Consider the following 12,411-nt stretch of genomic DNA (forward strand, 5'->3'; position numbering starts at 1 on the left):
ATTTACGTATTATTCTATATAATGTTTTTGTACAAGGAGAAGACCGTATGAGTGAAAGCAGACACAATCCGGATCAGTTATTAAAGAAAATCCAAGCTGATGAAGAAAAACGTAATAAAGGACATTTGAAAATCTTTTTTGGATATGCAGCTGGTGTGGGTAAAACCTACGCCATGTTAGAAGCAGCTCATATGGAAAAACAGAAGGGAATTGACGTGGTAGCCGGTTATGTAGAACCCCACGCACGTCCCAAAACAGCAGCTCTTTTGAATGGCTTAGAAGTTCTTCCTACAAGAGAAGTTTTTTATAATGGTATGATACTGGACGAATTCGACATTGGCATGGCGTTGAAAAGAAAACCACAGCTTATCCTTGTAGATGAACTTGCGCATACGAATGCCGAAGGATGCCGTCATGCAAAACGGTATCAGGACATTAAGGAACTTTTGAATGCAGGGATTGATGTCTATACGACTGTCAATGTTCAGCATATTGAAAGCCTTTGTGATACAGTTGCATCCATTACGGAAATTGTTGTACGGGAACGCATCCCGGATTCTATTTTTGATCATGCAGATCAGGTTGAATTAATAGATATTGAGCCACAGGATTTAATCAACCGTTTGAATACAGGAAATATATACAGACAGACACAGGAAAAACAGGCAGTAGAAAATTTTTTTACAATAGAAAATTTGACAGCTCTCCGGGAGATTTCACTGCGGCGATGTGCGGACCGGGTGAATATCCTCACAGAAAATACCCGCATAAAAAATCATGGAGATTATCACACAGGCGAACATATTCTTGTATGTCTATCTTCTTCTCCATCCAATGCGAAAATTATCCGTACCGCCGCAAAAATGGCTTCTGCTTTTAAAGGGGAGTTTACGGCTCTATTTGTAGAAACCCCAGATTTTTCGTTGATGAGCGAGGAAAATGTAAAACGCCTGCGTTCAAATATTTGTCTTGCTGAGCAGCTTGGGGCAAAAATAGAAACAGTTTACGGAGAAGATGTTCCGTTTCAGATTGCGGAATTTACTCGTTTGTCCGGTGTGTCAAAGATTGTGATCGGACGTAATTCGGCTACAAAACGGCATTTGCTCAGCAAACCGACCCTGACAGAAAAATTGATTGATTATGCCCCTAACCTGGATGTGCATATTATTCCGGATACGGTTTCTAATGCGGCAGTGTATCAGTTAAGAGGGGGCAGGAAAAAGAATCATATCGTATTCTCTGTCACTGATACATTAAAATCTACTGCGATTCTGATTTTATCCAGTTTAGTCGGAATGATTTTCCAGAAATTTGGATTTGACGAAGCAAATATCATTACTGTTTTTGTTTTAGGTGTTCTTGTCACCGCTGTCATCACGAAACATCAGATATACAGCCTAATTTCCTCGATTGTAAGTGTTTTGGTCTTTAATTTCCTGTTTACGGAACCTCAATTTACCTTGCAGGCGTATGATCATGGTTATCCTGTTACCTTTATTATCATGTTGTTGGCGGCATTTTTAACCGGTTCTCTTGCTATACGGATTAAAAACCAAGCAAAACAGGCGGCACAATCTGCTTACCGTACCAAAGTGTTATTTGATACAAACCAGCTATTGCAACAGGCAAAAGATAAAAATGAAATTGTATCTGCAACTTCAAATCAGCTCATTAAACTCTTGAGAAAAGATATCGTTTTTTATTTAGCTGATGGAGAAGTGTTGGATACGCCGCATATTTTTTCTGTAACTGAAGAAAATTTGGAATCGTGTATTTCCGAAAATGAAAAGGCCGTTGCCGGCTGGGTATTGAAAAACAATAAACGTGCCGGAGCTACAACAGGAACGCTTTCCAATGCAAAATGCCTGTACCTTGCTGTTCGCAGCAGCAGTATGGTATATGGAGTTATTGGAATCGTGATGGGGGAAATACCTCTTGATCCATTTGAAAACAGTATTCTACTATCCATTCTCGGAGAATGTGCCCTGGCTTTGGAAAATGAGAAAAATGCCCGTGAGAAACAGGAGGCGGCCATTCTTGCAAAAAATGAACAGTTGCGAGCGAACCTGCTGCGTGCTATTTCACATGATTTGAGGACACCGCTGACATCCATTTCCGGCAATGCCAGCAATCTTTTGTCCAACGGCGATTCTTTTGATAATGATACAAAAAAGCAGCTGTACATGGATATTTATGATGATTCCATGTGGCTGATTAACCTTGTAGAAAACTTGCTGGCTGTAACCCGGATTGAAGAAGGACGGTTGAATCTCCGTATAATGGAAGATTTGATGGATGACGTGATCACAGAAGCGTTACATCATATTAACCGAAAGAGTGAAGAACATCATATTTCCGTTGAAAGCAAAGAAGAATTTCTTCTTGCAAAAATGGATGCAAAGCTTATTGTTCAGGTAATCATCAATATTGTTGATAATGCTATCAAATATACACCTAAAAACTCTCATATTGTTATTCGGACAGAAAAGCGGGGAAAACAAGCAATCGTATCTATATCGGATGACGGAAACGGAATTGCTGACGAAATAAAGCCACGGATATTCGACATGTTCTATAGCGGTGCAAATCAAATTGCAGACAGCCGCCGAAGTTTAGGACTCGGATTATCTTTGTGCAAGTCCATTATTAACGCCCACGGCGGAGAACTTACTGTTTCAGATAATCTGCCGCACGGAACAGTATTTACATTTACATTACCGGCAGGGGAGGTCAAAGTATATGAATAAGTCACTAATATTAGTTGTAGAAGATGACACATCTGTCAGAAATTTAATTACAACAACCTTAAAAACGCACGAATACCGATATCTGACGGCACCCGATGGTCAATCGGCAATTTTAGAAACATCTTCACACAATCCTGACATTGTTTTACTTGATTTAGGACTTCCTGATATAGACGGTGTTGAGATTATTAAAAAAATCCGTACTTGGTCAAATATGCCAATTATCGTAATCAGTGCTCGCAGTGAAGATACCGATAAAATTGATGCGTTGGATGCTGGCGCAGATGATTATTTAACAAAGCCATTTTCTGTTGAGGAACTGCTTGCCAGACTACGAGTCACGCAAAGAAGGTTATCGATGATGCAAAAAGTATCCCCTGCCGAAGCGGTTGTTTTTGTAAACGGAAAACTTCGTGTAGATTATGCTGCAGGTTGTGCTTATTTGAATGAAGAAGAGTTGCATTTAACACCTATTGAATATAAGTTGCTTTGCCTGTTGACAAGAAATATAGGGAAAGTTCTGACCCATACTTTCCTTACGCAAAGCATTTGGGGAAGTAGTTGGGATAATGATATTGCTTCCCTTCGTGTGTTTATGGCAACACTTCGTAAAAAAATCGAGAAAGAACCAAACTCTCCACAATATATCCAAACACACATTGGCGTGGGGTATCGGATGCTGAAAGTTGATTGAACTTCACAACACCATACTATACCGTTTCAGAATCCTCATACATAACTTCGGATAAAAGATATGAGAGGGATTATCGGACAGGCCTATATCGTGTTACAAAGTGTTGTAAAGCCTGCAATTTCGTGATTTTTAAAATTGACCGTTTTATAGAATACTATAAAAAATAATTCAAACCAAGTCTTTTATTTTTTAAAAGCGTGATATATATTAAGTGTATACAAAAACATGCGCATTCTTTTAAAGTCGTCTATAAATCTTAAATTCTTCAAGAAAGGAGGAAAATCATGAAAAAAGAGTATTGGGCGTTATTAGTTTTTGTGTTAATAATAGTATTGCAGTGGATTGGATTAGGATTTCATGGTCAAATAAGGTTTATTTTTTTGATAATTATATTAGTTCTAATTGTTTTATTTGCAATATTATTGCGAAAATAGCAAAAGTGATTTGTAAATAGTGAGGTAAAGGAACAAGGTGAAACCGATACACTTAGAGCAGTCCTTTACGGAACGGACACAGCCAGTCAATGCACAGTCTGATCCGGGTGTGGTTTTTAAATCCTTTTCAGCGTCCCAGCAGTCAATCCTATCTCCTTATTGTTCAATCAATTATTTGCGACAAAAATTAGAAGCATTTCAATCAGTTCACCATGTCACTTTTATTTTGTGTTATACTGTTTTCCAGTGTTTTCAGAGAATTTAATAACAAAATATAACAGTTATTAAATTTCTTAAAACAGGTGAAATCTCAATCGTGATTGACAGAGGTAATGAAATGTTTGAAGAATTAGGAATTATGTAATGAACTAGGTCTTGACGAAGAGGAGAAATAGTTAACAAAGAGAGGTGCATGTGCTATGCCAGGTATACTCGTGGTTGAAGATGATGAAAATTTAAATCGTGGAATTACATTTTCACTGAAAAAATCCGGATATGAGGTTTTTTCAGCAGAATCAGTGAAAAAAGCGAAAAGAATTGCAAGTGATAATAATGTGGATGTTACCATTTGTGATGTGAATCTTCCGGATGGGAATGGACTGGAATTTGTAAGGTGGATGAGATGCAATTATAATACATACATTATTTGTCTTACAGCACTAGATCAGGAGATGGATCAGGTTATGGGATATGAAGCCGGGGCAGATGATTATATTACAAAGCCGTTTAGTCTTTCGGTACTTCTTTTGAAAATAGAAGCACATTTCCGCCGCAGACAGGAGAAAACAGAAGCCGGCAAGATGATTTCGGGAGATATCGTATTTATCGCAGGAGAAATGAAAGTCCTGATAAAGAGTCGTGAAATCAGTCTGACAAAAACGGAGTTGAAAATGCTGACTTTTTTTCTTCAGAATCCGAAACAGATTCTTTCAAAAAGACAAATATTGGAAAATGTGTTTGATCTGGAAGGGGATTTTGTGGATGAAAATACAATCGCTGTCAATATCAGAAGACTCCGTGAGAAAATCGAAGACAATCCGGCTGCACCGGTCTATATAAAGAATATCAGAGGTCTTGGGTATATATGGAATCAGGAGGTAAGGCAGTGACAAAGAGATATCGCAAGAAGATTACAGTAGTACTCTCCTTGGTATTACCTGTCATATTATTGTTTGCAATATTAAATTGCTTTACCACATATGTGTTTTATGAAGATTATAAATATAAAATGAATCTTATGACAGAGATTGCTGCAAAGGAAGAATTTTCCGGGCTGGATGCTGTTTCGGAATTGCTTAAGGATAAGGATATTGAAACCAACGAACAGGGAAAGCAATTATTGGAGCAATATGGATACTGGGGAAATAAAGGGAATGCATTTTATTCGCAATTCCGGCATCAGGTTATGGTGACCGGTGCTGTAAGCACTGTGACATGCGTGCTTCTTTTGACTTTTTTACTTTATTGGAAGAAAAAAGAAGATGCGTGTCATCAGAAAATTTTAGACCAGTTGGAAGAAATTCTGATCAGATTCCGTGAAAATAAATTTGATGCTTTACTGAAAACGGAAAATTCAGCAGAACTGAAAAAATTGAATGACCAGCTTGAAGCAATCGGACATCATATTCAGTTGCTAAAGGAAGAAGCACGGGAAGAAAAAGAGAGCACGAAAGAAATGGTTTCTGATATCTCTCACCAGTTAAAGACACCGGTTGCAGCTTTGGATACATGTTTTAGTGTGCTGATGCAGAATGACTTAAGTGCCACAGAACAGGAGGAGTTTCGTATCCGTTGTCGGAGTGCTCTGGATGGACTGGAGACATTATTGCAGTCGCTTCTTGAAATATCCAAGATGGAAACTGGACTGATTCAGATTAATAAGAAAAAACTTCCGCTTATGGATACTGTCATATCTGCTGTGAACTGTACTTATCCAAAAGCGGATGAGAAAGAAATTGAATTCGTTTTTGACTATGCAAAAGAGCTGGAAACATGCATGGTTATGCAGGATAAAAGATGGCTTGGTGAAGCTGTGATCAACGTTCTGGATAATGCAATCAAGTATAGCCCGGATGGTTCAAAAATATTTATCCGGTTACAAAAAAGAAACGATCTAGTAAGAATGGAAATTGAGGATCAGGGAATTGGTATTCCGCAGAATGAGTATCACAAAATTTTTCAACGATTTTACAGAGGAAGTTCCAGGAAGGTCATGGAAAAGAGTGGTACAGGAATCGGACTTTTTCTATCGAGAGAAATTATCGAAAAACACGGAGGTACAATCATGGTAACCTCCGGCAAAAAGAAAAAAGGAAGCACGTTTGTGATTCAATTACCATATGTTGGTTAAATTTTAAGTGGGCAGAAATCTTACAATTCTGTAAGACTTCTGCTCGTTTTTTGAAAGTGAAATGAAAGATTATCCTGATACAATTTGGATGTAGGTTGAAAAGGTACACTTTACAGAATTAAAAAGGAGGCAACACATGAGTGTGATATTAGAAACCAAGCAGCTTTGTAAGTTTTATGGCGCAGGTGAGAATCAGATCAAAGCGGTCAATCAGGTGGACATTCAGATTGAGCAGGGAGAATTTGTCGCAATTGTCGGAAAGTCAGGTTCCGGTAAAAGTACATTACTTCATATGCTTGGAGGGCTAGACACCCCGACAAAAGGCAGTGTTACTTTAGCAGGGAAAGATTTATACAGGATGAAGGAAGATGCCCTTGCTGTTTTCCGCAGAAGAAAAATCGGATTTGTTTTTCAGGCATTTAATCTGGTTTCATCTGTTAATGTCTGGGAAAATATTGTACTGCCACTGGGGCTGGATGGAAGAAAAGTGGATGAAGCGTATGTAAATGATATTATTGCAACTCTGGGGATTGAAAACCGGATTTATAATCTGCCAAATCAGTTATCCGGAGGACAGCAACAGAGAGTAGCAATTGCAAGAGCACTGGTGAATCGTCCGGAAATTATATTTGCAGATGAGCCGACAGGAAATCTTGATTCTAAGACCAGTGATGAGGTAATCGCCCTGCTTAAGATGACAGCAAAAAAATATGGACAGACAATTGTAATGATTACCCATGATGACGAAATTGCACAGGTCGCTGACCGTATTCTGGTGATTGAGGACGGACAGGTGGTGGATTTTAGATGAAGACAATAAGCAGGATTGCATATAGCAATGACAAAAGGAACAGGACAAGAAGTATACTGATTATGATGGCAATCTGTCTGACCACGATGCTGCTTGTTATCATCAGTACTGTGGGAAATGGGGTAATTCATTTACAGAAAAGTCAGGCGGCAGGATCATATGGAAGCAATTATGGTCTGTTTGTTTCCGCAGACGGATCGCAGTTAAAAGAAGTAAACCGCCGTGCGGAAATAGATGCTACAGGCTCTATGTGCACTGAAGGTATCATAAAAGGTAATGAAAAAGGCGGGTTTGTCTGCATGGATGAGATTGCAAGAAAAATGCTTCCTTATAATAAAGAATATGAGTTGAAGGAAGGAAAGTATCCGGAAAAAATGCAGGAAATTGCCGCAGGAAGAGCATTTTTTCGTGCAATGGGGTATGGTGATGTAAAGATCGGAGATACGGTTACACTGGATTACCGCGCAGGGATGCAGTCAGAATATAAGCCGGAAGAATTTGTTGTCAGCGGAATCCTATATGATCGGGATGAGTATACCATCGAGGCATCTTATGTTGCTTTCGGGTCACAGGAGTTTTATGATGAGCACGTCGCAGAGAATGACAGACAGTATAATATTTATTTTACTTTAAATGATTCTGCAAATGTATCTATGAATAATATTGATTCGGTTATAAAGCAGATTGCAGCAGCTTGTGGGATCGAAGAAAAAAACGTTATAGTCAATGATCTCTATTTGCAATGGGTCTTGCAGCCGAGTTATGAAACGATTGCGGTATGCGGGGTTTTGATTCTTGCAATTGTACTTTTCTCTGTTGTGGTCATTTATAATATTTTTCAGGTCGGTATTGCTAACAAGATACAGGAGTATGGAAAAATCAAGGCTCTGGGAGCAACAAAAAAGCAGATGAAACAACTGATCTTCAGAGAGGGTATGTTTTTGACAATTTCTTCAATACCAGTTGGATTGCTTCTTGGTTTTCTGATTGCAAAATGCGGTTTTAACTGGCTGGTAGAACAGGGGAACCTTGTATCAACCGGAACTGGCTCTATGGGAGTTCAAAATCAGCAGGTGTCACTGTTTTCCCTGCCTGTTATGCTTCTATGTATTTTCGTATCATTTCTTACCGTTGCTTTGGCACTGCGTAAACCAATGAAAATTGTTTCACGGATTTCACCTATCGAAGCAACACGGTATTTAGAAAATGCAGAAACACAAAAAAAAGGAAAACGAAATGGCAGAAAAAATGTCACCGTGTTTTCTATGGCAATGGCAAATATAACGGGTAATCCAAAAAGAACCATTGGTACCATCCTTACACTGGGGCTTTCCTGCGCATTGTTTGTGATTATCTCTAATTATGTGGGAAATATTGACACGGAGCATGAAGCACGTCTTTCCGTTAATCATGGACAATTTGAACTGCAGCTTGACTATTCTTCTGAGTATGATGAAAGATATCCCGAGAATAATCTGGATACGATTCTGACGGATAATCCATTGAATGATTCGCTGATTGAAGAAATCAAAAGCATTCCGGGAGTGACAGATGTCATGACGAGAGAGATTGTCTCTGTAAATCTGAACGGAACAAGATTTCCGGCTGCTGTTGTGAGTAAAAAGGATTTTGATTTTATGCGCCAAGATGGGGATATTGGCTCTATGGACTATGATCAGGCGGTAAAGAATGGTGATATTTTCTTTGGCTGGTCAACGTGGATGGAACAAGATGGATATGCTCCGGGTGAATCCATTGCATTTGACTTTGAGAATGGAAGTGGAACCTATACCTATCAGGGAAAGATTGCAGGATCTTTTGTAAGTGCGGACACTTATCTTGTCATTCCAGAAGGTGTATACCGTTCCATGAATCCGAGAGGAACAGCCTATGGCTATCTGTGGGTGGACTGTGATAAAAAAGATGTGGCATCTGTGGAACAAAGTCTGAATACTTTGCTTTCTAATACTTCGCATATAAAAATGGATACCTATCATGCGCAGTTACAATCTGCCGAATTTGCAAGCAGCATGATGAAGCTTGGCTGTTATCTGTTTATGGCCATTGTAGGACTCATCGGGTTTATGAATATGGCGAATACCATGATTATGAATATTACGACAAAAAAGCAGGAATATGGTGTATTACAGGCTGTGGGTATGACAAATAAACAATTAAATTTATGTCTGCAGTTACAGGGACTGATTTTTACGGTTGGTACCATATGCGTAGCTTTGATCATTGGTCTGCCGCTCGGCTATACACTTTTTTCCTATGCAAAACATAATGGAATATTTGGAATGAATATCTACCATGTTCCAATCGTACCAATTTTTATTATGATTCTTTTGGTCGGTCTGTTGCAGATTGTACTTTCCTGCGTTTTAAGCAGTAATCTGAAAAAGGAAACGCTGGTAGAAAGAATAAGGTATCAGGGATAGCAAGTAATATGTAATGAACTAGGTCTTAACGAAGAGGAGAAATTAATTTTTGACAGATAAGTTTTTTGAAAACTGTCGTTTGGTAAAATCTATTCCATTTTTTAAAGCCTTGCGATAAAATATGTTCTGTGAGACGGTTATTCGTCCCAACTAAAATAAAAGCAGGATGAATGCAGAGGGTATTTTTGAATTCACAGATAAAGAAAAAGTGCGGAGTTGAGGTTGGAAAAATACTTTTTTACAAAGGAGAAAAATTAAATGAATATTACAGTATATCTTGGTGCAAATGAAGGTAACAATCCGTCGTTAAAAAGGGCAGTCAAAGAACTGGGAACCTGGATTGGAAAAAGTGGCAACGCACTTATTTACGGAGGTTCTAAAAGTGGTTTGATGGGAGCATTAGCCGATAGTGTATTGAATGCAGGCGGCAATGTTACGGGTGTTGAGCCACAATTTTTTATTGAAAATGAATTTCAGCACGAAGGAATTACAAAACTGATCGTAACTAAGGATATGTCGGAACGAAAAAACAAAATGATTGAACTTGGCAATGCATTTATTGCATTTCCTGGAGGAACAGGTACTTTGGAAGAAATAACTGAGATTATGTCAAAAGTATCACTGAAGCAGTTAAATGCACCGTGTATTGTATATAATCTTAATGGTTACTATGATGGCTTAAAAGCAATGCTTAAACATATGATTGACATGGGATTGTCATCAGAGGAAAGACAAAAAGGAATATATTTTGCAGAAAGCCTGGAGCAAATAACAGACATTTTATGCTCTTTGAAAGAGGATTAGCAGAAACCAGATTCAAATGTTGGGATAGAAATAAAAGCAACAGCAACGGATTCTTTAAGCCCCTTCCGATCTAAATCATAGAAAGGAAGGGGGAAGTGCATATGTACTTATCGGTATTCAACAATATCTGTGAATGGCTTCCGTGGTCTTTTAGCTGGAGCTTCATTTGCAAATCCAACAGCAACAATTCCGGTTAACTGGTTGTCTGTTTTGATAAAATCTACAAGTTCATTATACGCAAAACACGTATTTGCAATCCATAATGTACCTAATCCATGTTCTGTTGCTGTCAATATCATGTTTTCAATAGCGGCGCCTATGGATAGTGAATCGCAAATTTCCACGATGCGTTTTTCATTTTCAATACCTTCAAATGGAGTTTTCTGATTTGTGTTAAGCACTGCTATAAGACATGGCGCCTCTTCCATAATTCTGACAGTATTTTCAGCATCTGGTATGGCAAACGCCCATTCTTTCATAAGTGCATGCGTGATTTTTTCTGAATTTATGCCCTGGCGCATAACATCAACCAATTTCTCTTTTTCTTTGCCTTGATATACAATAAACTTCCAAGGCTGCCTGTTTTTGGCAGACGGAGCAAGAGTCGCACTATATATTATATCTTCAATTAATTCCTTGTTAATTTTATCCGCTTTATATTTTCTTATACTTCTTCTGTTCTCAATTTCCTGAATCATAGATATCCCCCAGCTGATATAAATAGCATTTACAGTGACTATTCCTTGCAGAAAAGCACCCAAAGGTGCTTTTCTGGTGAAGGATGAACATACAATGTAGTCCGTTACAAGATTTAGATTTCCTTTAAGTCCAACGTGTCCCGAAAGATAGAGATGCTCCGGTTTAAGATTCCGTTCATATAAGCAATCGCAGTTCCATAGTTTGTCATAGGAATGTGTGCATCTTCGGCACATTTTAGACGATATTTCATTTCTCGTTCGTTTAACATACAGCCTCCGCAGTGGATAATGAGCTGATATTCGGAAAGATTCAGTGGAAATTCAGTTCCGCTTGTAAATTCAAATTCAAAATCTTTTTCGGTGTATCGGCGAATCAGATTTGGAAGCTTAACAGTTCCGATATCACCGCATTGGCGGTGATGTGTGCATCCTTCGCTAATCAGAATTTTGTCACCTTTTTTTAATTTGTCCAGTGTATATGCGCCATGCACTACTGTTTTCAGGTTTCCTTTATATCTTGCAAATAGTATGGAAAATGAAGTTAATGGTACATGTTCAGGAACAATGGCAGATACTTGTTTGAAGGCTTGACTGTCTGTAATGACCAGGTCTGGATCGCGACCGAGTTTTTTTAATGTATCAGCCAGTTCTGTTTCTCTTACAACAATGGAAACGGCACCGGACTCCAGAATATCACGGATGGTTTGCTGCTGTGGAAGAATCAGTCTGCCTTTTGGTGCAGCAGAATCGATTGGCACAACAAGAACAATCAGGTCCATTGGACGGATTAGGTCGTGTACGATATATCGGTCATTATCAGAAGAAGGAATGAGCTTTCCGATTAATTCCTTCAGTTCCTGGATATTGCTGTGATCCTGTGCACTGACCCACAAAATGTGTTCAGAAGGAATTTGACAGGATTCGACAATATCAGCTTTTATGGAGTCCAGAGTGTTGCAGACATCAGAATCAGACTGATTGTCCGGACAGACTTTGGAGACAGCCAGATCTGCTTTATTCAATACAACAATATAAGGAATATTCTTATCCTGAATGCGGGTAAGAATTTTTTTGTCTTCTTCAGTCATACCGACAGTTCCGTCTATAACAAGAATTGCGATGTCGGTTTTATTCAACATTTGATAGGCTTTCTGAATACGCAGTTTTCCCAAAATATCTGCATCATCATCAAGTCCCGGAGTATCGATGATGACGACTGGACCCAAAGGTAAAAGCTCCATAGATTTTAAGACAGGATCTGTCGTTGTGCCTTTGATATCAGACACAATTGCCAGATTCTGCCCGGTCAATGCATTGATAACGCTGGATTTTCCAGCATTTCGTTTTCCAAAGATACCGATATGAAGCCGCTCGGCGGACGGTGTATTATTTAAGCTCATAATGGAACTCCTTATAACAAAGAATGTGCCAA

General features: G+C 38.7%; 9 protein-coding genes and 1 pseudogene. 7 read left to right on the top strand and 3 right to left on the bottom strand.

Translation table 11 applies throughout. The annotated features are described in order from the left end of the window. Nucleotides 1–47: 47 nt before the first annotated feature. Nucleotides 48–2,747, top strand: a complete 2,700-nt coding sequence (locus NQ560_RS01470) for a sensor histidine kinase (RefSeq protein ID WP_005330395.1) — start codon at nt 48–50, stop codon at nt 2,745–2,747. Beyond that, a complete protein-coding gene (locus tag NQ560_RS01475; RefSeq protein WP_005330396.1) occupies nt 2,740–3,441 on the top strand; it encodes a response regulator in 702 nt (233 codons plus the stop codon). The genes NQ560_RS01470 and NQ560_RS01475 overlap by 8 nt, the downstream gene beginning before the upstream one ends. Nucleotides 3,442–3,962: 521 nt before the next feature. Here the strand turns inward: NQ560_RS01475 and NQ560_RS01480 are convergent. Then, nucleotides 3,963–4,025 (bottom strand): annotated as a pseudogene (locus NQ560_RS01480) (DUF6061 family protein); the annotation flags it as partial. 269 nt (nt 4,026–4,294) lie between these two features. On the opposite strand from NQ560_RS01480, the gene NQ560_RS01485 reads away from it, so the two are divergent. From NQ560_RS01485 to NQ560_RS01505, 5 genes are all read left to right on the top strand, one after another. Beyond that, nucleotides 4,295–4,984 carry a response regulator transcription factor gene (locus NQ560_RS01485; RefSeq protein WP_005330398.1) on the top strand — a complete coding sequence of 230 codons (690 nt, stop codon included), beginning with the start codon at nt 4,295–4,297 and terminating at the stop codon, nt 4,982–4,984. Further along, entirely contained in the window at nt 4,960–6,225 is a 1,266-nt protein-coding gene (locus NQ560_RS01490) for a sensor histidine kinase (RefSeq protein WP_005330399.1), read from the top strand. The genes NQ560_RS01485 and NQ560_RS01490 overlap by 25 nt, the downstream gene beginning before the upstream one ends. Nucleotides 6,226–6,361: 136 nt before the next feature. Next, nucleotides 6,362–7,036: an ABC transporter ATP-binding protein gene (locus NQ560_RS01495; RefSeq protein ID WP_005330400.1), complete on the top strand. Its 675-nt coding sequence runs from the start codon at nt 6,362–6,364 to the stop codon at nt 7,034–7,036. Next, the gene (locus tag NQ560_RS01500; RefSeq protein ID WP_005330401.1) at nt 7,033–9,477 is read left to right on the top strand and encodes an ABC transporter permease; all 2,445 of its coding nucleotides are present in this window, start codon (nt 7,033–7,035) and stop codon (nt 9,475–9,477) included. The genes NQ560_RS01495 and NQ560_RS01500 overlap by 4 nt, the downstream gene beginning before the upstream one ends. 258 nt (nt 9,478–9,735) lie before the next feature. Next, the gene (locus NQ560_RS01505; protein ID WP_005330402.1) at nt 9,736–10,281 is read left to right on the top strand and encodes an LOG family protein; all 546 of its coding nucleotides are present in this window, start codon (nt 9,736–9,738) and stop codon (nt 10,279–10,281) included. 107 nt (nt 10,282–10,388) lie between these two features. Here NQ560_RS01505 and NQ560_RS01510 read toward each other — a convergent pair whose 3' ends face one another. Continuing rightward, nucleotides 10,389–10,979 (bottom strand): nitroreductase family protein, encoded by a 591-nt coding sequence (locus NQ560_RS01510; protein ID WP_040015225.1) that lies wholly within the window; start codon nt 10,977–10,979, stop codon nt 10,389–10,391. 113 nt (nt 10,980–11,092) lie between these two features. Then, nucleotides 11,093–12,379, bottom strand: coding sequence for a [FeFe] hydrogenase H-cluster maturation GTPase HydF (gene hydF / locus NQ560_RS01515; protein WP_005330404.1), 1,287 nt, complete (start codon nt 12,377–12,379; stop codon nt 11,093–11,095). Between the last annotated feature and the right edge of the window lie 32 nt (nt 12,380–12,411).

Origin of the sequence: Dorea formicigenerans (genome assembly GCF_025150245.1) — a bacterium.
Classification (GTDB): Bacteria; Bacillota; Clostridia; order Lachnospirales; family Lachnospiraceae; genus Dorea; species Dorea formicigenerans.